Annotated in this window: 22 protein-coding genes and 1 pseudogene; 12 read left to right on the top strand and 11 right to left on the bottom strand. The window is 52.1% G+C overall.

Annotation, left to right across the window (positions count from 1 at the left end; all coding sequences use genetic code 11):
• Positions 1-3: 3 nt before the first annotated feature.
• The 7 genes and pseudogenes from MV421_RS03550 to MV421_RS03525 all read right to left on the bottom strand — a co-directional run bounded on the left by MV421_RS03550 (position 4) and on the right by MV421_RS03525 (position 4,460).
• Positions 4-648 carry a flagellin gene (locus tag MV421_RS03550; protein WP_297417063.1) on the bottom strand — a complete coding sequence of 215 codons (645 nt, stop codon included), beginning with the start codon at positions 646-648 and terminating at the stop codon, positions 4-6.
• Positions 649-657: 9 nt separating this feature from the next.
• Complete coding sequence (locus MV421_RS03545; RefSeq protein ID WP_297417066.1) at positions 658-1,323, bottom strand: flagellin; 666 nt, start codon at positions 1,321-1,323, stop codon at positions 658-660.
• Between the two features lie 51 nt (positions 1,324-1,374).
• Positions 1,375-1,857 carry a hypothetical protein gene (locus MV421_RS11030; RefSeq protein WP_297417265.1) on the bottom strand — a complete coding sequence of 161 codons (483 nt, stop codon included), beginning with the start codon at positions 1,855-1,857 and terminating at the stop codon, positions 1,375-1,377.
• Positions 1,858-2,013: 156 nt separating this feature from the next.
• A pseudogene (locus MV421_RS03540) lies at positions 2,014-2,340 on the bottom strand (archaellin/type IV pilin N-terminal domain-containing protein); the annotation flags it as partial.
• 16 nt (positions 2,341-2,356) lie between these two features.
• On the bottom strand, positions 2,357-2,992 hold the full coding sequence (locus MV421_RS03535) for a flagellin (protein ID WP_297417069.1): 636 nt from the start codon (positions 2,990-2,992) through the stop codon (positions 2,357-2,359).
• 174 nt (positions 2,993-3,166) lie between these two features.
• Positions 3,167-4,120: a class I SAM-dependent methyltransferase gene (locus MV421_RS03530; protein WP_297417268.1), complete on the bottom strand. Its 954-nt coding sequence runs from the start codon at positions 4,118-4,120 to the stop codon at positions 3,167-3,169.
• A gap of 10 nt (positions 4,121-4,130) precedes the next feature.
• The gene (locus MV421_RS03525; protein ID WP_297517841.1) at positions 4,131-4,460 is read right to left on the bottom strand and encodes a helix-turn-helix domain-containing protein; all 330 of its coding nucleotides are present in this window, start codon (positions 4,458-4,460) and stop codon (positions 4,131-4,133) included.
• A 348-nt stretch (positions 4,461-4,808) separates the two neighbouring features.
• Here MV421_RS03525 and MV421_RS03520 point away from each other — a divergent pair, with 348 nt between their 5' ends.
• On the top strand, positions 4,809-5,894 hold the full coding sequence (locus MV421_RS03520) for a hypothetical protein (RefSeq protein WP_297503766.1): 1,086 nt from the start codon (positions 4,809-4,811) through the stop codon (positions 5,892-5,894).
• 20 nt (positions 5,895-5,914) lie between these two features.
• On the opposite strand, the gene MV421_RS03515 is transcribed toward MV421_RS03520, so the two are convergent.
• Both MV421_RS03515 and MV421_RS03510 read right to left on the bottom strand, forming a co-directional pair.
• Positions 5,915-6,355: a chemotaxis protein CheW gene (locus tag MV421_RS03515; protein ID WP_297503763.1), complete on the bottom strand. Its 441-nt coding sequence runs from the start codon at positions 6,353-6,355 to the stop codon at positions 5,915-5,917.
• A gap of 4 nt (positions 6,356-6,359) precedes the next feature.
• Positions 6,360-7,583, bottom strand: coding sequence for a methyl-accepting chemotaxis protein (locus tag MV421_RS03510; protein WP_297503760.1), 1,224 nt, complete (start codon positions 7,581-7,583; stop codon positions 6,360-6,362).
• A gap of 244 nt (positions 7,584-7,827) precedes the next feature.
• Here MV421_RS03510 and MV421_RS03505 point away from each other — a divergent pair, with 244 nt between their 5' ends.
• Genes MV421_RS03505 through MV421_RS03460 form a run of 10 tightly spaced genes read left to right on the top strand, consistent with a single transcriptional unit; the run spans position 7,828 to position 18,375 of the window.
• The gene (locus MV421_RS03505; RefSeq protein WP_297417272.1) at positions 7,828-8,691 is read left to right on the top strand and encodes a protein-glutamate O-methyltransferase CheR; all 864 of its coding nucleotides are present in this window, start codon (positions 7,828-7,830) and stop codon (positions 8,689-8,691) included.
• The gene (locus tag MV421_RS03500) at positions 8,666-9,028 is read left to right on the top strand and encodes a response regulator (RefSeq protein WP_297517838.1); all 363 of its coding nucleotides are present in this window, start codon (positions 8,666-8,668) and stop codon (positions 9,026-9,028) included. The genes MV421_RS03505 and MV421_RS03500 overlap by 26 nt, the downstream gene beginning before the upstream one ends.
• A gap of 15 nt (positions 9,029-9,043) precedes the next feature.
• Positions 9,044-10,156 carry a chemotaxis response regulator protein-glutamate methylesterase gene (locus MV421_RS03495; protein WP_297417088.1) on the top strand — a complete coding sequence of 371 codons (1,113 nt, stop codon included), beginning with the start codon at positions 9,044-9,046 and terminating at the stop codon, positions 10,154-10,156.
• Positions 10,128-12,449, top strand: a complete 2,322-nt coding sequence (locus MV421_RS03490) for a chemotaxis protein CheA (RefSeq protein WP_297503757.1) — start codon at positions 10,128-10,130, stop codon at positions 12,447-12,449. The genes MV421_RS03495 and MV421_RS03490 overlap by 29 nt, the downstream gene beginning before the upstream one ends.
• Positions 12,439-13,074, top strand: a complete 636-nt coding sequence (locus MV421_RS03485; protein ID WP_297517835.1) for a chemotaxis protein CheC — start codon at positions 12,439-12,441, stop codon at positions 13,072-13,074. The genes MV421_RS03490 and MV421_RS03485 overlap by 11 nt, the downstream gene beginning before the upstream one ends.
• Positions 13,071-13,796 (top strand): chemotaxis protein CheC, encoded by a 726-nt coding sequence (locus MV421_RS03480; protein WP_297417101.1) that lies wholly within the window; start codon positions 13,071-13,073, stop codon positions 13,794-13,796. Before MV421_RS03485 ends, MV421_RS03480 begins: the two co-directional genes overlap by 4 nt.
• A gap of 3 nt (positions 13,797-13,799) precedes the next feature.
• The gene (locus tag MV421_RS03475; RefSeq protein ID WP_297417104.1) at positions 13,800-14,288 is read left to right on the top strand and encodes a chemotaxis protein CheD; all 489 of its coding nucleotides are present in this window, start codon (positions 13,800-13,802) and stop codon (positions 14,286-14,288) included.
• 14 nt (positions 14,289-14,302) lie between these two features.
• The gene (locus tag MV421_RS03470) at positions 14,303-16,546 is read left to right on the top strand and encodes a methyl-accepting chemotaxis protein (protein ID WP_297417107.1); all 2,244 of its coding nucleotides are present in this window, start codon (positions 14,303-14,305) and stop codon (positions 16,544-16,546) included.
• Positions 16,547-16,580: 34 nt separating this feature from the next.
• Positions 16,581-17,330: a hypothetical protein gene (locus MV421_RS03465; RefSeq protein ID WP_297417110.1), complete on the top strand. Its 750-nt coding sequence runs from the start codon at positions 16,581-16,583 to the stop codon at positions 17,328-17,330.
• A gap of 19 nt (positions 17,331-17,349) precedes the next feature.
• The gene (locus MV421_RS03460) at positions 17,350-18,375 is read left to right on the top strand and encodes a CheF family chemotaxis protein (protein WP_297417112.1); all 1,026 of its coding nucleotides are present in this window, start codon (positions 17,350-17,352) and stop codon (positions 18,373-18,375) included.
• Between the two features lie 17 nt (positions 18,376-18,392).
• On the opposite strand, the gene MV421_RS03455 is transcribed toward MV421_RS03460, so the two are convergent.
• Entirely contained in the window at positions 18,393-19,676 is a 1,284-nt protein-coding gene (locus tag MV421_RS03455; RefSeq protein WP_297417116.1) for a PQQ-binding-like beta-propeller repeat protein, read from the bottom strand.
• A gap of 69 nt (positions 19,677-19,745) precedes the next feature.
• Here MV421_RS03455 and MV421_RS03450 point away from each other — a divergent pair, with 69 nt between their 5' ends.
• Positions 19,746-20,492: a PH0542 domain-containing protein gene (locus tag MV421_RS03450; protein ID WP_297417119.1), complete on the top strand. Its 747-nt coding sequence runs from the start codon at positions 19,746-19,748 to the stop codon at positions 20,490-20,492.
• On the opposite strand, the gene MV421_RS03445 is transcribed toward MV421_RS03450, so the two are convergent.
• Positions 20,457-21,536, bottom strand: coding sequence for a hypothetical protein (locus MV421_RS03445; protein WP_297417275.1), 1,080 nt, complete (start codon positions 21,534-21,536; stop codon positions 20,457-20,459). The two genes, MV421_RS03450 and MV421_RS03445, sit on opposite strands and share 36 nt — an antisense overlap.
• Positions 21,537-21,582 lie beyond the last annotated feature (46 nt).

The raw sequence follows: 21,582 nt of genomic DNA, 5'->3' as shown, positions 1-21,582 counted from the left end.
CCCTCACTGGAGCCCTATAATCTGTTGGGTGTATGCATGTGGGGTTGTGAAGTCTATCACTCCGGCCGCACCGTTTTCCGGGATGACCTTACCCGTCACGTGCGTGGCCGGTGGAATGCCTTTCCCATTGCCAAATTCTGTAACGTTAACCAATAGGGCTGCTATGTCTCCCCAGTTAAGAACCGGGTGGACTGGATTTCCTATCATACTCCTGTCTAAATCCCTGACCACTGCAACACCAAAGTTAGTGCCAGTTACATTGCTCCATGTGGTGATGTTGAATATGTTATTAATTGTTCCATTGTAAAACGCACTGGAGTTGTAGTTGAAGACCGCCATAGTCCTACCGTCGCTGAGGACTATCTTGACGTTGCTGAGGTCTATGCCCCCACTACCCGCGTTGGGTGCAACGTATATGACCATCTTGGTGATATTGGCAACCGTCGGTGTTGAGTTGTTGACGTAGCCATAGATACTCATAACCTGAATGCCACTTGAAACTTCCTGGGTTGTCTGCCTGCCCGTGGCCATTGCCTTCTGCTGGAGATAACCGCTGGTGCTTATCAGCACCCCCGCGGCCACTGCCGCTACTAAGACCATAGCAATGAAGACGATGAGTGTTCCAATACCAATGGCACCACGCCTCATGTTCTCACCTCACTGAAGCACCATCACATTGTAGTTGTACGTGGCGGGCGTTGTGAAGTCTATCACTCCCGCGGCGCCAACCTCGGGAATCACCTTACCCACCATCTTAGTGGCAGGGCCTATTCCTGGTTCGCCGTTGTCTGCCTGGAATATTGTTGTCTTGATGAGCAGTGCAACCATGTCCCCCCATTCGAGATTGGGATGGTTGGCATCCATCTGACTGGCCCCGTCGTGAATGACGGCTATGGCAAAGGAAGTGTTCGTAAGGCTCGCGTTGTCCCATACTTCACTGTTAATGTTCGTGCCGTTGAAAAGGCCGTTTATGACCCCATGGTAGAGTATTCCACTGTAGTTGTACACGACAAGCTTAACGCCGTCGCTGAGGACTATCTTAACGTTGCTGAGATCGATCCCTTCGCTTCCAGAGTTTGGTGATATAAATATCGCCATCTTGGTTATGGTGCCCTTGCTCGGTGGGGTGGTGTTGGTGTAGCCGTAGATGTTAGTGACTTTAAGTCCGCTCGCGACTTCCTGAGTTGTCTGTCTGCCAGCAGCTTGAGCCTTCTGCTCAAGGTAACCAGCGGTGCCGATGATAACCCCTGCAGCTACTGCCGCCACTAGCACTAGTGCAATGAAGACGATGAGCGTGCCGATGCCTATTGATCCCCTACGCATAGCACCACCTCCTGAAAACCATCAAAGAACGAAAGGGGAAAGGGTAGAGAATCACTGCAGGCTAATGACCTCAGTGATGTAGGTGCTGGGCGTGGTGAAGTCAATGACACCCGGAGCACCAAACTCCGGAACAACCTTACCAGTAATGTGTGTCCTCACAGGAATGCCGCCACTAAAGAGATCCCCAGCGTTAACTCCTAGGATGATTATGTCACCCTTGTCAAGGGTTGGAGTCGATTGGGTAACGCTTCCGTCGTAGTCCTGGACGACTATTATACCGTACTTGTCATTTCCAAGGGCGCTCCAGATGTAGCTGGGCCAATTAATTGTGTAGGTCGTGGTTATCGCGATAGTGTTGGCAGTGGAGTTTACGGTACCGTTAACGACTTGGGTGCTAGCTTCATCTCCAAGGGCGTCCAGGAAGATGTTATCGACTGGACCCTTGGCGTACTGGTAGTTGGTAACGTAGACTGAGGTTATGTTTGCTGAGTTGTTGGTAAAGGTTATCGCTCCAGCCTTCTCGAGGGCGCTCATGTTGATGTAGTAGTTGTTCCAGTTTATGCTGAGGTTTGAATAGACTTTGGTCGGGTCTATTCCGAGGGCATTGAAGAGCGCGCTGGCGTTCGCGTAGATGTAACTGCTGTTGGTGACAAAAGGCACGGAAAGCCCAGTATAGTTGTGTCCCTTCCCGTAATCAAGCATGGCCTGAATGTTGTCGTTGCTGAGAATTATCTTAGTGTTCTTCAGGTCAATTCCCGCGCTACCAGCGTTGGGGGTGACGTAGATTGCAAGCCGGGTAATGTCGACTTTGTTCGGAGTGTATCCGGTGACTTGCATGACCTGGATGCCGCTGGCAACCTGCTCAGTGCTCTCCCTGCCGGTGCTGGAAGCCTTCTGCTGCAGGTACCCACTCGTGTTAATAAGCACTGCTGCAGCTACTGCCGCCACGAGAACCATGGCGATAAACACAATCAAGGTGCCAATACCAACGGCACCTCTCCTGTTCCTAGCCTTCATTCCCCATACACCCCCTTTACTGCAGGTTCACTACCTCCGTGGTGTAGGTGCTGGGCGTGGTGAAGTCAATGACACCCGGAGCACCAAACTCCGGAACAACCTTACCAGTAATGTGCGTCCTCACAGGAATTGGGCTGCCAAACAGTGCGGTGGAGTTAACGGTAAGGATAACAATATCTCCCTGGTTCATAGTGGGCGTGGTGTTGCTAACGCTGTGGTCATAGTCCTGGACCACTATGATACCAAACTCAGTGGCACTGGTGGGCCAAGCTGATCCCGCTGTGAATATGTCCCCAGTGACACTGTTGTTGTATAGGCTGCTGCCACCCCATTTAAGTATGCCTTGGACAACTCCGTTGCTGAGAAGAATCTTGGTGTTGTTAAGGTCGATGCCGGTGCTTCCAGCGTTGGGCGTGACATAGATAGCCAACTTGGTTATGCCACTTCCGTTGTTGTATCCGGTGACTTGCATGACCTGGATGCCGCTGGCAACCTGCTCAGTGCTCTCCCTGCCGGTGCTGGAAGCCTTCTGCTGCAGGTACCCACTCGTGTTAATAAGCACTGCTGCAGCTACTGCCGCCACGAGAACCATGGCGATAAACACAATCAAGGTGCCAATACCAACGGCACCTCTCCTGTTCCTAGCCTTCATTCCCCATACACCCCCTAGGGTTATTTGCGTTATGGGTTACGCCGGGTGAATATAAAGCCCTTTTTTGTTCTTAGTGGTGTAGGTGGTTGTGTAGGTGCATATGTAGGTATGCGAAGGGTAGAAAATAAACAAGAGGAGATAAGAGAGGGTAAATCCGGAGAAAAAATCAAAAATTTACATCTTTCTAAAAACGAGCATGCTCCTCGATGGCCTGCTTATCTCGACGTCGAAGCCCTCACTGAGAATCGCGTTCTTGACTTCCTCTGCGGATGGGAAGCTAACGAAGTCCTTGTTGAGGCCCTCAAAGAACTCAAGCGCCTGAACGTGCTGGAAGGAGTCCCTAAACGGCTCGAGGACGACCATCCTGCCTTCCGGTTTAAGGGTCTCCATGGTGGCGGTTAGGACCTTCTGGTAGTCCGAGATGTACTCGAGGACGAAGCTAATGAAGGCCACATTGTACTCGTTAACAGGTCTTATCAGTTTGGCGTCCATCTCCTTGAACTCAACGGGAAGGTTCCTGTCCTCAACCCTCGCCCTAGCTATCTCCAAGAGCGCAGGAGAGTAGTCCACGCCGAGGTAGAAGCCGTTATAACCTATCATTTCACCAAACTGGACCGGGGCATAAGAACCGCACCCAACCTCAAGTACCTGCATCCCGGGCCTAAGGCCAGCAACCTGAGCCATAGCCTCGCGGTAGAGCCTTGAGAAGCGCGTACTCATACGCATGTCCCAGAAATCCGCGTCCTTGTCGAAGTCCATGAGGACGTGTGGATGGACGGGAGTTATGAAGGCGTAGTCCACCATGCGGTTTATCTCCTCGAATATCGGCACCCAGTCTGGCACGAGCAGGTCATACTTCTCGTCAGGCACGTGAAAGGTGTAGGAGAAGCCGTTCAACTGAAGCCTTCCGTTCTTATCCTCGACCATATGAAGTGCCCTGAGGGTGTCAATGAACTTGAGGAGAAGGTGCCTGTTTGGCAGGTCGAGATTGTCTATAAGCTCCTGAACCGTCGGACCATGGGCCAAAAGCGAGAAGACACCGTGCTTAGTACCCAGACTGATGAGGCCGAAAACCGAAAACTTAACCATCTGCTCAACGTTGGCATCGACGGCATCAACGGGATTCATCTTCACCACCTCACATGAACCTCCTGTAATAGCGGTGGTATTCCTTGAGGTATTCAACGACCGTCTTCCCGTAATCTGTCAGCTTGTAGTACTTAAAGCCGTTGTTGGAGACCTCTTCCACGAGACCAAGATAGACCAGGGAGCTTTCACCGTTGTACCTGTTCCCGAGGCCCACGAGCGCACCCCTGACGTTGGACGGGTCCGAGCCAACGACCCGCGCTATCTCCGAAAGGTACGTGGCAGAGGGGTGTATCTCGTTCAGGTACATCAGTATCTTCTTCCGAAGTTCACTACGGTGCAGGGAGCGCAGTACCTGCGGATCAACAATCACTGTGTTCATCCTTCCCCCCTCCCAAAATCAGACTTCAAAGCAACAGCTTAAGCGCGTGATTAGAACCACTGATAGTCACTAGGATATCAATGCAACACTTCCGTGGGCCATAGTAGTATTGAATAATATATAACGTTTTCGGTTATGTTATAAGGATTTGCTATTGGTATTTTTAACTTAATCGTAGAATTTTCACCCACAACTTGAACATGATACTTCATAAGAAGGGACTTCACAATGGAATGGATAATTTCCAACCACGATGAACACATTCTGACCTCCAGCAAACATGATGAAGAGCATAAAATCTAAATACCATGGTGCCACAAACTACTTGACTAAAGCCAGGTGGTATGGATGATAATCGAGCTCGCCGTCACGGCAGGGATTGCAGCACTGCTGGCCTATTACGTGAAGGATGTTACGGACAAGGTTCTCGCGAGGCATTTTGAGCTGCGCTCCGAGGTCGGCGAGCTTGAGGATAAAGTAAACAAGATGAAAAACGAGCTTGAATCACAGATAAGGGCCGTTAGAACCCCACCTTCTCCAAAAGGGGGTGAAAACACTGAACTTCTTCAGAAGATGAAGTCCCTCGAAGAGAAACTCAAGGGCATTGAAAAATCTCTAAAGGACTACCGGAAGCTTGAGACCAAAGTCGACTACGAGATAGGCAACGTCAAGAGGGAGATTGAAAGGACCAGCTCCAAGGTAGATACACTTGAAGAGGAACTTACGAAGACAGAGGACGAACTCAAGAAAGAGCTGAAGAGGGAGCTACTAGAGGAGCTTGAGGAGGAGATAGAGCACCTCGAAGACGCGATAGAGAGAAGGAAGAAGACTGAAGTTGATGAGTTCCTTGAGGTCATAAAGGCGAGCATAACATTACAGCCAGAGAAACTGAGCGCTGGGATGGCAGAGGCGAAGAGGGCGCTCCTCTCAATGAGGGACATAGCGAAGGTTTACGTGCTCACAGGGCAGGGGGACGGGGAGTTCGAGGAGCTTAAGGAGAACCTTGTGGAACTCCTGAAGAACCTGCGCAAGCTGGCCATCGTCTCAATACCGGATGAAAGCGTCTATGTGACGTTCAATGATATCATCGTTAGGGTAAAGCGCCTCAATCTCCCAATGAAGGTCACACACGACGGAAAGGAGCGTGAGCTTAATCCCGAGCGGAGCTTCATCCAGATACACCACATCGTCTACGAGCTTGCAGGGGGGCTTGACGAAGTAGCCGAGGAGCTCAAAGAGCCGATTCCTGTCACGCCTGTCGAGAAAGAGTTCTACGAGAAGCTAAGGTACCAGTTTGAACAGCTGAGGAAACTCGAGGAGCAGGTTCAAAAGCTGATGCTGAAGCTCGGTGCAGAGGGTGAAGTGGAAAAACCACCGGAGTCATCAAAAGAAAAGGACGTCGAGGAGATACTCAGGGAGCTCGACCTTCTCTGAGACCAGGAGACGGGGTCAGCTCAAAACTCGTCCCCGAGGAGCTTGTCGAGGTCCACCATTATGAGGAGCCTTTCCCCGTCGTTTATCTTGGCGATGCCTTTTATGTAGCGGATATCGACCCTACTGCTGAGGGTCTTGGGCGGCTGGTCGATCTGCTCGTCGGTAAGGGTTATGACATCCGAGACGGAGTCCACTATTATGCCTATAACCTCATCCTTTACCTCCGCGATGATTATCTTCTTCGTGGAGAGGTCGTCATCGGGATCGTAGTAGCCGAGGAGCTTCTTGAGGTTGACGACGGTAGTTATCTGCCCGCGGAGGTTTATAACACCCTCGACGAAGTCGGGCGAGTTCGGAACGCGGGTTATGGGCAGCATCTCCTTGATCTCCCGGACCTTCGATATGTCAAGGCAGAACTCCTCGTTTCCAACCATAAAAGCCACGACCTGAATTTCGGCCATCCAATCACCTCCGGGCTGCAACTTTTTCAAGGATTTCCCTCGACTCAACTATCGAGCGTTCAAGGTCCTTAAGACCGTTTCGTATTTCATCGAGCTTTGACTGAACTCCAGAGAAAGATCCCACCACGGGCGTTATGGCGTTCGAGACCTCGTCTTGGAGGGAGTAAACCCCGTCTAGGGTGTCCATGAGCATCTGAACCGACTGGGCCTGTCCCTCGATGCTGTCTGACAGTTCCTTTATCATGTTCGCCGTCTCGTTGGCGCGCCTCGCTATATCGTCGAAGGCCGCTATAAGCTCCTGAACGGCGTCTTTTATCTCCTCCGTCACTTTGAACTCCTGCTTTATCGAACTTACAACGGTGTCTATGCTTTCTTTCATGTCCATAACTAGGTTTGCTATCTGGTCAGTGGACTGCTTGGACTGATCCGCAAGCTCCCTTATGTTTTCCGCCACAACGGCAAATCCTCTCCCGTGCTCACCGCTTCTCGCCGCCTCGATGGCCGCATTCAATGCTAAAAGGTTTGTCTGCTCTGCTATATTGCCAATCACCTCTACTATCTCGCCTATCCTCTTGGAGTGCTCGAGTAAAATGGAGACGGCCCGCTCCATGTCCTGGTTAACTTCGTTGATGCTCGCCACGTTGAGGGCCACGTTGTCGGAAATCTGCTTGCCCTTCTCGGCCATGTTGGCAGTTTCGAGGGCGTAATCCGTGAGGGCCTGGGACTGGGTGTTCATCTCTTCTATACCAGCGGTCAGCGTCTGAATGTAATCGCCAAGTTCAGCGATGGTTGAGCGCTCCTTCTCAAGGACACCACCAACATCCGCTTCATCAGCATCCATGTTAATACTCAATGAAGGAACGAGGGAGGACAGCTTCTGATGCACCTCTTCAAAGGCATTTAGTGCCTCCTCAAGTCCTTTGGGTGCACCCTCATGCCTCACCTCAATCCTCCGGCGTTTTATTGCATCTATGGCGTCCTCGATCTTGAGGAGTCTCTCAGTAGTGTTCCGATCAAACCCTGAGAGGTCGGGTGTTTCACCGAGGAGGAGCTTTTCGACGGCTGTGAGAGCATCTCCAGACCCCTCAGCGGGGCGCATTACGTAGAACGCAACGGGAAGGACGGAAGCAAGTCCAAGGGCGAGTCCCGCGAGGGGCGACCAAAGGGCACCGAGGAGTGTAAGGATGGAAACTGAAGCTACCGAAGTGATTACTGTAATGCGATTCATGGGGTGCACCTCCGGTATCTCACTATCTATCAATGAATGGCAATAGATAAAAGATTTTCGCATGTAGATAATAACCTATTATACGCGTTATGTTAATAGCAAAGCGCGGCGTAATGGCCTACCTATGCACCTACACAACCATCTACACATAAAGATTTTTATGCCGGGCACTCATAGAATTTCTGTAAAGTTTGCAATGGTATGGTGTTAGTTTGGGATAGAACCCAAGGGGATGCATGGCAAGATGATGGACGTAAAGGACCCCGGGTACGTGAAGATCAAGGTCGAGCTGTTCAGGCACCTCAAGGTTAGCAGTGACGCCTACAAGGACACATACCTGATGAGGCGCATAAGGGCAAGGATGAGGAAGCTCGGGGTGAAGGATTACCTCGAGTATTACAGAATAATCAAGACCAACAAACAGGAGCTTGATGAGTTGCTCCTCACGGTTGCAATAAACGTGACCGAGTTCTTCAGGGATCCGGTGGTGTGGAAAGCCTTTGAGAAGAAGGTAATCCCCGAGCTTGTGAAGTACAAGAAGGAGCACCACAACGGCCTGATAAGGATATGGAGTGCTGCCTGCTCCACCGGACAGGAGCCTTACTCGATAGCGATGACCCTCTACGAGGCACTCGGCGAGAGCCTCGGTGGATTCAGGGCTCAGATACTCGCCACGGATATAGACAGGGAGGCCCTGGCAACGGCCATGCGCGGAGAATATCCAGCGGACGTTGTGGAGAAGCAGACCCCAAGGCACATGATACCCAAGTACTTCACAAGGGTGAGCGACGAGCGCTACCGCATAGCCCCCAAGGTTAAGAGACTCGTGAAATTTCAGCAATTCAACCTCTTCGGCTCGAAGTATCCGAAGGGCTTCGACGTCATATTCATCCGGAACGTTCTCATCTACGTCAAGAGGGACGCCCAGGAAGAGGTGTTTGCTAAACTCTACGACTCCCTTGAGGATCACGGTTATCTGATCCTCGGCAAGACCGAGACCATACTCGGCAACGCCGCAAGGCTGTTCAAATTGTACGACCTCGTCGCAAGGATATATCGCAAGAACCTGGAGGTGAAGAAGCATGGCACGGGTTTTGGTGGTAGATGATGCCGCGTTTATGCGCATGCTCCTGAAGAAGATACTGACGCAGGGCGGGCACCAGGTTGTCGGGGAAGCTGGAAACGGTAAGGAGGCTGTCCAGAGGTACCAGGAACTCAGCCCAGACGTGATGACGATGGACATAGTCATGCCCGAGATGGACGGTATAAGCGCCGTTCAGGAGATAAAGAAACTCGATCCCAACGCTAAGATAATCATGATAACCGCGGTTGGACAGGAAGGCAAGGTCATGGAGGCCCTTAAGGCAGGAGCTTCGGGCTACATCGTCAAGCCGTTTCAAGCGCCTAAAGTGCTGGAAGAGATAAACCGCGTACTCTCGAGTTAGGTAGGGTGAATAATGATGCCGCTGAACTCATCCAATAGGAAACGTAGGGTGCTCGTCGTCGATGACTCCGCCTTCATGAGAAAGATACTCAGGGATATAATCAACTCCGATCCCGAGCTTGAGGTCTGCTGTGAAGCGAGGGACGGAGTAGAGGCAATAAATGCGGTCAAGGTTCACAAACCGGACGTCGTTACCCTTGACATTGAGATGCCCCGCATGAACGGCCTTGATGCCCTCAGGGTGATAATGAGGCAGTTCCCAACGCCGGTAATAATGGTGAGCGCCCTAACACAAGAAGGGGCGGATGCAACAATAAAGGCCCTTGAGTACGGCGCGATTGACTTCATCCCCAAGCCAAGTTCGTCTATTTCCATTAACATGAAGGAAATGAAGGATGACATAATCTCCAAGATAAGGGAGGCAGCTAAGGTTCCAAGGCGCTTCCTTGAACTCCGAAGAACGAGGCTCCTGAGGGCACAGAAGAGCAAAGTTAGGAAGCCCAGCACCCCAGCTAGGACAGTTGTCGCGATGGCATCATCGACGGGTGGCCCACAGTCCCTCCTTAAGGTGTTCCCCAAGTTCCCAGAGAACCTGAGGGCGGCGATACTTCTCGTCCAACACATGCCACCGGGATTTACGAGATCCTTTGCCAAGAGGCTTGATGGGCTGAGTAAGGTAAACGTAAAGGAAGCAGAGGACGGCGAGTCGATACAAGAGAACTGGGCCTATGTTGCTCCCGGCGACTATCACATGGAGGTCCAACTCAGGGCAGGAAAACCGGTCATAACGCTCAATAAAAAGCCCAAGATGCACGGGGTACGACCGGCCGCGGACCCGATGATGATAACTGCATCGGAAGCCTTTGGAAGGAGAACCGTTGGCGTCGTGATGACTGGCATGGGGCGCGACGGGGCGCAGGGAATCGTGGCCATCAAGAAGAGGGGAGGGATAGCAATAGCTCAAAACAAAGAAACCTCAATAATCTTCGGAATGCCAAAGGCAGCCATAGAGACCGGCATGGTTGACTACGTTGTGCCCCTCGGTAAAATCGCAGAGACCGTTGTGATGGCAGTGAACAAGGTTAACCGGGGTGGTGCCGGTGGAAGACCTTTCACAGTATCTAGATGAGTTTCTTGCCGATGCGAGGGACAGGATAGACAGCCTAAGCAACGCAATCCTCAGCCTCGAGAAGATAGTGAAGGAGGGTGGAAGTGAGGAAGAGAAGAAGACCATGATAGACCAGATCTTCAGGGACGCACACACCCTCAAGGGAACCGCAGCCACTATGGGTTTTATGACCCTCAGCAAGGTCGCCCACAAGATGGAGAATCTCTTTGACCTCGTGAGGAGCGGGAAGGTGGAACCCACTCCCAAGCTTATAGACGTCCTCCTTGAGTTCTTAGATGTCATAGAAGGCATGGTCAACAACATCGAGGAGGAGGGAAACGAGGGAGACTTCGACATAGAAGAACTGTTTGAGAAGGCCCAGAAGTTCTTCGAAGGTGGTGGAGAGCAGAAGAAGGAAACTCCCGAAGAGAAATCACCAGCGGAAGACGGCGAGAAGCCCACTGAAGAGGCACCCCCGGAGAACATGCCGGTCTATCGTCTGAAAGTCTACTTCTACAAGGACGCCCAGCTCCGGGGAGTTAGGGCGTTTCTGATTCTCTCAGACCTCGACGAACTCGGCGAGATACTCGACACAAAACCTGAGAGAAAGGTTATCGAGGACGGGAAGGCGGACGTTGACGTTCTGGAGTTCATCATAGCTACAGAGGAAAGCTCCGAAAAGCTGAAGGAAGTCGTAACGAGGCATCCAGAGGTGGAGAAAGCGGAGGTCGAGGAATACTCGCCAGAGCCTCCGAAGGTTGAAGAGAAAGGAGAGGAAAGCGACGAGGTAAACGTTTACACCGTCACCGTTTACCTCCAGAAGGACGCCCCATTGAAGGGAGTGCGCTCCTACCTCGTTCTCCAGGATCTTGAGAAGCTCGGAATGGTAAAGAGAACCCTTCCAGAGGTTAGCGGCATCCAGAACGGCGACCTAATCGACGGCTACTATTTCAAGGTACTCCTCAAAACAGGTGTCTCCCCTGGCGACATAGAGAAGGTCGTCCGCAAGCATCCAGACGTTGAGAACGTCAGGGTCGAGAAAGGGGAAGCAATTGAGGTCAATGAAAAGAAGGAGAAAGTGGAGGCCAAAACTGAGAAGAAGCTTTCAAAAACCAAGAAGTCAAACAAGGGCATCCCCACCCCCAAAGTCAAGGTCTCCAAAATAATCAAGGTGGACGTTGCCCACCTCGACAGGCTGATGAACCTCGTGGGCGAGCTTGTCATCACGAAGGGCCGCCTTGAGCAGATTGCCGAGAGGCTGGGAGATAGGGAGCTTCTTGAGACGCTGTCAACGCTCTCCAGGCTCCTCACGGAACTCCAAGACGAGATAATGGAGATGCGCCTCACGCCCGTCGCGGAAGTTTTCAACAAGTTCCCACGCATGGTCCGCGAGCTTGCCAGAAAGATGGGCAAGGAGGTCGAGTTCGTAATAGAGGGGGCGGATATAGAGGTTGACAGGACTATACTCGACAAGCTCGGCGACGTCCTCGTTCACCTGCTTAGGAACGCCATCGACCATGGGATAGAACCGCCTAAGGAGAGAGAGGCAACTGGGAAACCAAGGGTGGGAAGGGTCGAACTCATAGCAAAGCGCGAGAGGAGTCACGTTGAGATAATAGTCAGGGACGACGGAAGGGGTATCGACCCCAACAAGATAAAGGCCAAGGCCATAGAGAAGGGCCTCATAACACCGGAGCAGGCCGCCGAGATGAGCGACGAGGAGGCGATAAACCTAATTTTCCTGCCGGGATTCAGCACGAAGGAGCAGGTGACGGACGTTTCAGGCAGAGGCGTCGGAATGGACGTCGTAAAGGACGTCGTGAAGAGCCTCAACGGAACCATCTCCGTCAAGAGCGAGGTTGGAAAGGGAAGCACCTTCGTGCTCAAGTTGCCCGTGAGCATGGCTATCATACAGGCCCTTCTCGTCGAAGTCCAGGGCGAGATATACGCGGTGCCAATAAACAACATCCTCGAGAGCATCGAGATAAAACGCGAGAACCTCAAGAGCATCGGTGGCAAGGAAGTGATAGTCCTGCGCGGGGAGATAATCCCTGTTGTAATGCTCCACGAACTCTTTGGACTCGCTGTTGAGGAGAAGCCGGAGTTCCCGGCGATAGTGATTGATTTGGGTGCCCAGAAAATTGCCATAGGTGTTGATGAGCTTCTTCACAAAAAGGACATAGTCATCAAGAGCCTCGGCAAAATGCTGTCCCACATCAATGGCTTCGCGGGTGCGACAATACTCGGAGATGGAAGCGTCGTTCTCATCATAGAAATAAACGGACTGCTCGGTGGTGGTAGGAGTGGCATCTGAGGAGGACTATGAGGGATATATCAAAAACCTCGACGAGTTCGCAAAGAGTGCACTGGTTGAAACATTCAATATAGGGGCCTCCAGAGCCGCCGACACGCTCAGCCAGATGACCGGATTGACAGTAAACATAACCGTCCCCCAGATAGAAGTCTCATTGATAAAGAACGTTCCCGAGAAGGTCGGGGAGGACATCAAAATAGCCGTGTATATAGGTCTAAGCGGCGGCTTCAGCGGACACGCTTTCTTCTTCATAGACTTCGGTGACGCACTCAAGATGTTCGACATGATGATGGGCATGCCCCCGGGAAGCACGACTGAGTTCAACGAGATGGTGCAGTCCGCGATAATGGGGGGCGGAAACATCCTCATCTCGGCCTTCGCCAACGCACTCAGCGAGTTCCTTGGGGCGGAGATAGAACAGACGCCACCGGATCTCGCAATAGACTTCACTCCCGCCATACTCGACTTCGCGCTCGCCGACATCGGTCAGCACTGCGACTACACCATCCTCCTTAGGACTCAAATAACGATGGAGTCTGTGGAGTTCAAGGAGCACTTCATGATACTTCCCAACCTAGAGTCCATGAAGAGGATAGTTGAGACCCTGCTGGGGGGATTTGTATGAGCCACAAGAGCTGGTTTTCGGACTGGTATCAGGACATCTTCCGCGAGGCGTCCAACATAGCGATGAGCCACGCGCTAACGGCTCTCTCCAACATGATAGGAGAGATGGAGATGGAACCCCCCGAGGTGCAGGTGGTTCCCAGGGCGCAGTTCCTCGCGGCCCTCGCCTCAAAGGGCATAAGCAACAGCTTTGTTGTGATATTCGACATAACCGAGGGGCTTGGAGGCTTAACCATACTCCAGTTCCCCAAGGAGAGCGCGAAGTCCCTAGTCTCACTTTTGATTGGAATGGATCCGGGGGATGAAGGAATAGACGAGATGGGACGCTCGGCGATAATGGAGATAGGCAACATCCTGATTTCAGTGTACACGGACATACTAGCGAAGCTGATAGAGGAACCTGTCTCGCTGAGTCCCCCTAAGCCCGCTGAAGGTCTCTACGACGTGGAGAAGGAGCTTTCAAGACCAGATCTAAGGGACGTGGAAGATGTTATACTGTTCAAGACGCGCTTCTATCAGGAGAACACCGGCGTTGAGAGCCTGTTCTACCTTGTGCCGACGAAGGACGCCTTTGATAAGCTGGTTGGAAAGCTCGAAGCTCAGGTTAAGGAAACTGAAGAGGCTGTCCCCGAAGGAGGTGATAAGGGCGGAGGAAGTGCCCCGGAGGAAGAGCCTGCGGCGGAGGAAAAAGCCCAAATGAACGAAGAAGCCGGAGAGGGTTGAGCGTTGCAGGAGATAAAAGTGGGGATCGGCGACTACGCAGTAGGAAAAAAGGTCGGGATAATAAGCACCTACGGACTGGGCAGCTGCGTAGGCATAACCCTCTACGACCGCATCAGCAAGGTTGGAGGCCTACTCCATGCCCTCCTTCCGGAGGCTTCATACTACGGCAACAAGGGCAACCCAGCCAAGTACGTGGACACAGGCCTGCAACTGCTGATAAAGGATATTCAAAAGCTCGGAGGCAACCCCCGGAGGACAGAGGCAAAGCTCTTCGGAGGTGCACACATGTTCACCAACGTCAGCAACGAGAAGCTCATGATAGGTAAAAGGAATGTCGAGGTGGCCAAAATGGAACTAAAAAAGCTTGGAATCAGGCTCGTGGCTGAGGACACAGGAGGGCAGGGAGGAAGGACGATTTACCTTGACCTCTCAACGGGTAAAGTCAAAACGCGGAAGGTATCGAATGGAAAAGTGCTGGAAAAGACGTACTGAGAGGTGCCGGGTGTATGGAGTTTAGAAAGAAGGTACTTGGCATTATGGTGGTTGCCCTGCTGCTCGTTACGGCAATAGCGGCGGGGATGATGCTCTACGCAGGGAATCACATGGCGAACGCCATAGGGAAAAAGATGCAGCCCGTCGTCGGGGAGCAGGCCAAGGAAGTGGTTACAGCAAAGTCTCAGGGGATAGCAGATCAGTTCGAGGGGTTCTTCCAGTCCGTGGAGATGCTTGGTAGGGCAACGGCCGAGCTGACGGTGATTTCCCTGAACGAACTGAAGGATGAGGGGGTTAACTTCGGGGCCCCGGGCTACGCTGATAAGCTCAGACCCATACTCCTTGAGCACCTCAAGGTGATAGCCGAGGCCCAGCCCAAGCTCAGCGCGGTGTACTTCGGCGACGTCAACGGCAACATGTTCATTTACCCCAAAGTTAAGCTTCCACAGGGATATGACCCGCGCGTGAGACCGTGGTATAAGGATGCCCTTGCGAAGAACAGCCCGGTCTGGAGCGAACCTTATAAGGACGCATCAACCGGAAAGTGGGTGGTTACATTCTCCATGCCCGTATACTACAACGGGAAGCTCGTAGGTGTCATCGGTCTCGACGTTTTCATCGATGAACTGACCAAGATGATAGACAACGTCAAAATTGGAGACACCGGCTATGCCTTCGTTGTCGGTCAGAACGGATTAGTATACATGCACCCGAACCATGACTACATAATGAAACTCAACGTCTTCAAAGAGCCATCCCTCAAACCCATAGCAAATATCATAAAGAGCGGTCAGGATCATGCAGTCGTGACATATACATGGAATGGTGTAACAGCGGTTGCGGCCGGAACGAAGATACCGAGCACCGGCTGGTACGTCTTCTCCAAGGTCCCCCTATCCGAGATAAGCAAGGGCACTATAGAAGTTGTAAATAACACGAAGAACACAATGACAGAGTCGGCAATACTCATAACCACGATCCTTTCCATAATAGCACTGATAATGGTCTTCATAACTTACAAGCTAGTTGACAGCTCGCTGAAACCGCTTGAACAGCTGAGGGACGTTGCTCAGGCCCTCGCGGAGGGAAGGCTGAGCGAGGTCAACGAGAGACTCAAGAGAATTCACTACATAGAGGACGACGAGATCGGAGCGCTCATAAAAGCCTTCGAGGCTGTTGGAAAAGACTTGGTTGGAACCCTTGACACCATCGCCTCAAAATTAGAGCGTCTCTCGGAGGGAGACCTCAGCAACGGTCTGAGCATCGAGGCAAGGGGAGAACTTAGGGACATCTTAGAAGACCTCCGCGACACGACACACAAGCTCAAGGGTCTCATCGCTGAAGTAGTTCACGTCACGGACGAGCTTGAGAAGAGGGCCAACGTTCTTACCCAGATTTCAACCGACGTTACGGAAGCCATCAACCAGGTGAACGAGGCGGTGCAACAGGTGAGCGTAGAGGCTCAGAGGCAACAGGAGAACATCAACGAGATAACCGAAGGAATGCGCTTCGTTGCTGAAAGCAGTGCCGAGAGCGTCAGGGCGATGGGCGAGTTTGAGGAGGCTGTAGGTGAGGTCGTAAGCATCGCAAACGAGGGTAGAGAGAAGGGTGAGACCTCAGTCAGACAAATAGAAAGCATCCAGGAGACGATGAACAAGATAGAGGGTGCTGTAACCAAGGTTGCGGAGATGAGCAGGAGCATCGAAGAGATAACCAACGTCATCACCAACATAGCAGAGCAGACAAATCTCCTTGCTTTGAACGCGGCCATTGAGGCTGCCCGTGCTGGAGAGGCCGGAAGGGGGTTCGCTGTCGTCGCCCAGGAGATAAGGAAGCTCGCGGAGGAGAGCAAGAGCGCGGCAGACAATATCAAAAATATCATCGACCAGATAACCACCGAAATACACGACGCGGTGACAAGCACCGAGACGGGAGTCAACGTTGTCGGAGAAAGTGCTGGGACACTGAGAGAAACCATCAACTACCTCACCAACATAGCGGACCTCCTGCAAGACGCCAGCGGAAGGATGGGTGAAGTCAAGGAGCAGATAGTCAGGACACAGGATGAAGTGGACAAGGCGCTGAAGTCGCTTGAGAACCTCGCCGCCTCAGCGGAGGAGACGACGGCCTCGGCCGAGGAGGTCAGCTCTGCCGTCGAGGAGCAGACGGCTGCAACCGAGGAGCTACATAGGGCCGCGAACGACCTCAAGAACATCGTCCAGAACCTTAGGGAAATCATAAGTAGGTTTAAGCTCTGAACTCCTTCCCCTATTTCCCTTTGGAGGTGGTAGTATGGACTGGGTAATGGTGGTAGTCATGGTGGTCGTGGTGCTGGTGGGCACCATCCTGTCAGCGTACATAATCTCAAGCACCATAAACAACCAGATGGGCGAGCTTTACACGGTGCTCGTTGAAAGGGAACTCAAAGAGGACAGGAAGAGCACCCCACAGAGGCAAAAGCACGAAGAGTCCAAGGTAGAGGAAAAGCCAAAGGAGAAGATGAGCGTCTCCGGCGTCAACGAGGAGGAGCTTATAAAGAAGCTCAGACAGGTTATAGACCAGAAGGTCGAGAAAGTTCTCGACGAGGCAAAGGGCAGGAAGGAGAAGCTCTTCATGCTCCTTGATGTGGCCAGAGGGTACACCCTCGGCTACGTTACGGAGGACGAGTACAACGCATTCCTCATGAAGGTGCTCTCCGAGATGGATGAGTTCAAGCGCCTTTGGCTCGCCAAGTTCCCGAGCCAGAAGGATAGGGAGAAGCTCAACACGATGATGAACTACATAGCCAAAACGAAGCTCCCAATAGTCGTGAGGAGCAGGGACGGGAAGAACAGCATGACGCTTCCTCCGGAGGAGGCGCTCATCAGAATCACAAGCAATATAAATAGTGCCATCAACGTACTCGATGACCTCATAAGTGGTAGGGGAGAGAACCCGGCCGTTACGCCGCTCGAGATAAAGCTCTCCAAAGAGTGCGAGACACTCCGCGCCAAGGTGGAGAAGATGGAGAGGCAACTTGAGGAGTACGGCGCCCTTACATGAGGGCAACAGGGGATGAACCATGACGATAGCAGAGACCAGGGTAAAGGCAGCCCTAATTTCATCATGGAAGGGTTCTGGAAGGGTTACATGGAGGGATGCTATAGGCACCATCCAGAATGATAGGGTTATTCTGAGGTATCTCCGCATGGGGGAGGTCGTTGGGGAGGACAGCTTCCCATTCTCATCGCTGTCGGATATAAACGTGAACGTTCCCGACAGTCACAAGCTCAACCCTGAGAAGGAGCACTTTGGGATGAAATTCTACGTCCCCGGGAGGGGTGACTTAACCCTCATCCTCACGATAGGGGACAACCTCCTTATATATGATGAGAACAAGTTCCAGGAGTTTGTACACACGATATTCGAGACTCTTATCAACGGAAAGTCGGTTAAGCTCCTTCTCGCGAGGGTTAAAGGTGGAGCAATAAACATGGAGTCGCAGTGGACGGATGGCTCGCTAAGGATAGTGTCAGTCAAGTCCGCCAAGAGGGGAAAAACGGAGAGGAACATCGTCGTCCTCGACCCCGATAGGAAGCCCATCCCAGTATTCTCAGACGTGGAGGATCTGGACGTTGAACAGGTGGACATGAACGGGAAGAATGTGGAGGCGTGGAAGATAAAACACTTCTATGTAGACGAGACGGTTACATCCTTTCTCTACATCCCGGAGAAGAAGACGAGATTATACGTCCTCCGCTACCTGCTGAAGTACATCCCCGGCTACTTCGAGTTCATTATGAAGGTCTCGAAGGAGTTCCCCACGCTCCAAGCCGAGTTCAAGGAAGTCATGGAGAAGGAACTCAGGGAGCTCGAGAGCCTCGATGAGATGGAGAAGCAGATACTCATGGCCCTTTACTCCGGCCTGAACCCGCTCGAGGTGCACCAGTTCCTCGGTCTGGACGAGAGGGAGATAGAGGAGATATACGATAGGATGATAGACAAGGGCCTCCTCAAGATAGTCATGATAAGGAAGGTAGTCGACCTCACGAGGGAGGGCAGGAAGATAGTCAACAAGCTTATAGAGTACGGTCTCGTGGCGATGTAAAATCAAAAAGAAAGAATTCAGCGCCTCTTCCAAAGTAGGGGCAGAAGCGCCAAGACCACCACAAAGGCCGGCCCGCAGATTCCCTTTTCTCCGGATTCTCCTGCAAGCGCTTTCACGTCCACGACATAGAAGTTCGAGCTGGCGGTTCCGACCACCGCGGTGTTGCCTTCAACCGCTATGCTCCTGACGTAGCCTATGTTGGGCAGTTCTCCAAGAACCTTACCGTCACTTGGACTGACCGCGTAGAGGGAGCCGACGCTGTAAACGATAGAGCTTCCATTCTGGTTGACGCTCTGGAACTTCCCAACACCTACAAGGAGCTTTCCATCGGCGTAGCGAACCACCTTGACGCGGTAGGGGAAGTCCTTCTCCCAGAGAACCTTCCCGGTTTGGGGGTCAACGGCCGCGAGGACTCCACCTTCGTCCCCCATTCCGCCGACGAAGATTTTACCCTCAGCGACATCTATGTCCTCGGTGTAAAAGAGGACCTTCTTCCACAGAATTTTGCCGGATGGAGAAACCCGATAAAGCCAGCCATTGGATTTTCCATAGCCGGTTCCTGCTATTAGATCTCCGTTAAGGAGTTCCATGTCGCGGACCCAACTTCCCGTGTTTATACTCCATTTAATCGTCCCGTTCGGCAGAACACCATAGATGTAGCCGAACTGGCTGGGTCCGACGTAGCCAGACGGGAAGCCGGCCCCGACGTAGATTATCCCCTTACCAACGCGAACCCTGCTGGTCATGCTCGTGAAGTTTGTTATTGGCCTCCCAAGGATAACACTGTCGTTTACAATTCTTCCCGCGTAGAGGTGACCGATGTAATGGATGCTATTGTTTTGAATGAAAACGCCTCCATCGACCGCGTAAACTTTACCGCCAACAACCTGGAAGTCGTAGAGCTTATTAATGGTTAGGTTTCTTGAGAGGAACCTCCCATTCCTACCAAACGTGATAAAGCCGCCAAAGCTTCCGACGAGGATTTTCCCATCCCGAAGGGGATAGAGCTTGACAACGTAGCCGGAATCGTTCTGCCAGAGGCGCGTTCCGTTGGAGGAGTACGCCGCCAACCTGCCCTGATAGTATATCTCAATCATGCCACTCGCGTTAGCCACCTCCCTATATGAGCAACCTACGTAAACTCGACCGTTGCTTATAGCCACGGCTTCGATGCTTTTCTGGTACTTAACGTTACTACAGACGGAACCTTTCCATAGTACTGGATTCTTGGCGGCCAGGACAGTCCCGAGCACGGAAAGAGCCAGTAGTGTCATTAGAATCACTGAAACTCCCCTCTTCATGGCCTATCCCTCAATGCAGTTAAGTGAAAAGCTTATATAAACCTTTGCGGTAATTAAACTGGTGGTTCAATGGAAGAGGAACTTGACGTCAGGGAGGCACTTGCAACCGGCGAGCACATGGACGAGCTCATCGTGAGGGCCACAATCGACAAGGAGTTCCTGAGGGATATCCTAAAGTACCTCGACGACGACCTGTGGACGGTGCAGAAGAACGCCCTTAGGGTAGTTATGGAAGCGTTGAGGGATACCCCCGAGCTCCACGAGTCCCTGATAACAAAGCTCATGGTCATGCTCAGAAAGAGCGAGGCTGTACCCTTAACCCAGGAGATAGCAAGAGCCTTCGGCGTCATGGCAGAAGTCGCCCCGAAGAGGGTCTCAAAGGTCGTTCCAGCGGTCTTCGCCAACTACCGCGTTGGGGATCCAAAGATAAAGGTTAACATGGCCTACGTTCTTGAGGAGATAATACGGGTCAAACCGTCTCTCTTGGGCAATGTTTTCAGGGATATCGGCTACATGCTTGTCTCCAAGGACAGCACCGACAAGTTGACCGCTTTGAACTTCATCTCGGCCCTCGGGGAGAACGGGCTGAGATACGTGACGCCCTTCCTACCAAAGCTCCTTGCCCTCCTCCATGACAGGAACGAGATAGTGCGTGCAAGCGCCGTGGAGACTCTGGTGCACATCTCAGAACTGAACCCAAAGCTGGGGAAAATAATCCGGTCAAAACTTGAGGGGCTGGACGAGAGAAGCGACCTCGTCATGAAGAAAATCGAAGACGGGTTAACCAGACTGACCATCCTTGAGAGAAGCTCCTGATTTACCTTCTGGGATCTCACCTTCCTCCGGCGTTCCTGTCTCAAGTCTCTCCTGAATGAGTGTTTTGAGGGCCTCTTTAAGCTTCTCGTTCTCACCCCTGAGTCTCTCGTTCTCCCGGCGGACTTCATCCATCTCAGTTAGCATCTCCCTGACTTCTTTGAGGGTATTCTCAAGCTCAGACTTTGGAACGAACTGGGTTTTCAGAACCTTCAGGGCCTCATTCAGATCCTTTTTCCCGGTTATTGCAATTAAGTGCTTTTTAACGAGGGCCAGCTGGGAGGCCTTGGCTTCATATTCGGAGAGCCTCCTGCTGAGTGCATCAACCCGCTTCGACATCTCCTCCAGGGCCACCAGCTTAGACTTCAGCTCCTCGATTTCCCTTTCTTTTCCAACGAGGGCCTTTTTGAGTTCGTCTCTTTCAGTGGCGGTAGAGCGTAGGCGGGCGTTCTCCTCCACAAGCTCCTCGTAGTGTTGCTGTATGTTACTGAGTGTTTCAGCGAGGTTGACGCTGACCCCAAAAATATCCCGCTTTAACTTCTCCTCAAACTCCTTAAGGCGTCCTTCAAGCTCCTTCTTAAGGTACCCATCGATTCTCCCGCCATAACGCTCTTCCATTCTCCTGGTTATCTCCATTGGCAGGCGTTCAAAGCGCTCCTCTATCTCGCTTATCCTCGGTATGAGCATCTCAACACTGTCCAAAAAGAGGGTTCTCTGTTCTATCTCCGCGATGTGATCCTCAAGCTCCTTGATGCGCTTCTCAAGAGCCATGATATCGTTCTTGTAGGCGGTGCTGAGTTCCTCGGACTTCTTGTTTAGAATCTCTATCCTCTCTGCTAACATGCTGCGGTCTAGGCGAAGCTCGCGGATTGTCGCTGCGACGGCTTCGAGGGCGAGAAGAGAGTAGTCGCCGAGGTGCTCGGACTCAGGAATGGCAGATTTAATACCGTCCCAGTCACGGAGGGTCTTAAGCTCGTCTATGGCAGAGGAATGCCTGTCTCTAATGTAGTCCCAGCCCAGTCCCTGCTTCTTTGACTTCTTGAGCATAACCACCAACCGTTACAAAGTCGACGGAGAAATTTAAATAGCTTTT

Origin of the sequence: Thermococcus sp. (genome assembly GCF_027023865.1) — an archaeon.
Lineage (GTDB): Archaea > Methanobacteriota_B > Thermococci > Thermococcales > Thermococcaceae > Thermococcus.
This window is presented reverse-complemented; position numbering and strand designations above follow the sequence as displayed.

Coding starts and splice junctions, on each gene's coding strand:
- MV421_RS03550 (WP_297417063.1), bottom strand. CDS start 648: ATGAGGCGTGGTGCCATTGGTATTGGAACACTCATCGTCTTCATTGCT.
- MV421_RS03545 (WP_297417066.1), bottom strand. CDS start 1,323: ATGCGTAGGGGATCAATAGGCATCGGCACGCTCATCGTCTTCATTGCA.
- MV421_RS11030 (WP_297417265.1), bottom strand. CDS start 1,857: ATGAGCGCCCTCGAGAAGGCTGGAGCGATAACCTTTACCAACAACTCA.
- MV421_RS03535 (WP_297417069.1), bottom strand. CDS start 2,992: ATGAAGGCTAGGAACAGGAGAGGTGCCGTTGGTATTGGCACCTTGATT.
- MV421_RS03530 (WP_297417268.1), bottom strand. CDS start 4,120: ATGAATCCCGTTGATGCCGTCGATGCCAACGTTGAGCAGATGGTTAAG.
- MV421_RS03525 (WP_297517841.1), bottom strand. CDS start 4,460: ATGAACACAGTGATTGTTGATCCGCAGGTACTGCGCTCCCTGCACCGT.
- MV421_RS03520 (WP_297503766.1), top strand. CDS start 4,809: ATGATAATCGAGCTCGCCGTCACGGCAGGGATTGCAGCACTGCTGGCC.
- MV421_RS03515 (WP_297503763.1), bottom strand. CDS start 6,355: ATGGCCGAAATTCAGGTCGTGGCTTTTATGGTTGGAAACGAGGAGTTC.
- MV421_RS03510 (WP_297503760.1), bottom strand. CDS start 7,583: ATGAATCGCATTACAGTAATCACTTCGGTAGCTTCAGTTTCCATCCTT.
- MV421_RS03505 (WP_297417272.1), top strand. CDS start 7,828: ATGATGGACGTAAAGGACCCCGGGTACGTGAAGATCAAGGTCGAGCTG.
- MV421_RS03500 (WP_297517838.1), top strand. CDS start 8,666: ATGGCACGGGTTTTGGTGGTAGATGATGCCGCGTTTATGCGCATGCTC.
- MV421_RS03495 (WP_297417088.1), top strand. CDS start 9,044: ATGCCGCTGAACTCATCCAATAGGAAACGTAGGGTGCTCGTCGTCGAT.
- MV421_RS03480 (WP_297417101.1), top strand. CDS start 13,071: ATGAGCCACAAGAGCTGGTTTTCGGACTGGTATCAGGACATCTTCCGC.
- MV421_RS03470 (WP_297417107.1), top strand. CDS start 14,303: ATGGAGTTTAGAAAGAAGGTACTTGGCATTATGGTGGTTGCCCTGCTG.
- MV421_RS03465 (WP_297417110.1), top strand. CDS start 16,581: ATGGACTGGGTAATGGTGGTAGTCATGGTGGTCGTGGTGCTGGTGGGC.
- MV421_RS03460 (WP_297417112.1), top strand. CDS start 17,350: ATGACGATAGCAGAGACCAGGGTAAAGGCAGCCCTAATTTCATCATGG.
- MV421_RS03455 (WP_297417116.1), bottom strand. CDS start 19,676: ATGAAGAGGGGAGTTTCAGTGATTCTAATGACACTACTGGCTCTTTCC.
- MV421_RS03450 (WP_297417119.1), top strand. CDS start 19,746: ATGGAAGAGGAACTTGACGTCAGGGAGGCACTTGCAACCGGCGAGCAC.
- MV421_RS03445 (WP_297417275.1), bottom strand. CDS start 21,536: ATGCTCAAGAAGTCAAAGAAGCAGGGACTGGGCTGGGACTACATTAGA.